This is a genomic window from Neisseria sp. SLRRB23 (assembly GCF_050896295.1).
Taxonomy (GTDB): Bacteria; Pseudomonadota; Gammaproteobacteria; order Burkholderiales; family Neisseriaceae; genus Neisseria.
On sequence record NZ_JBPBFH010000131.1, the window covers coordinates 1 to 393 of the forward strand.

Here is a 393-nt window from a genome sequence, read left to right on the forward strand (position 1 = left end):
AACGCGGGAAATTGACCGCCTGGGGAGTACGGTCGCAAGATTAAAACTCAAAGGAATTGACGGGGACCCGCACAAGCGGTGGATGATGTGGATGAATTCGATGCAACGCGAAGAAGCTGGCCGGGTCTTGACAAGGTGTATAAGAGACAGCCTGCATATCGACCAACACCTGCTCAGCCTGTCGGCGCAATACGGTGTGTGGATTTATGCGATTCTGTTTTTGATTGTTTTTTGCGAAACCGGTCTGATTGTTACGCCACCGTGTTGCGCGGCAGAATAACCTCGGTTCGCGGCAAATCAGCATCAATGGCGCAAGCCGAATAAGCAAGCCGGTGTCCGTCTGTCGCCACAAGGCGCAATCGCCCGCCTTCGACCTGCATCAGCAAACCGTTG

General features: G+C 53.7%; 1 rRNA gene. It reads left to right on the top strand.

What is annotated here, in order from left to right:
* Nucleotides 1–393: ribosomal RNA gene (locus tag ACRPFF_RS11475) — 16S ribosomal RNA — on the top strand; the annotation flags it as partial.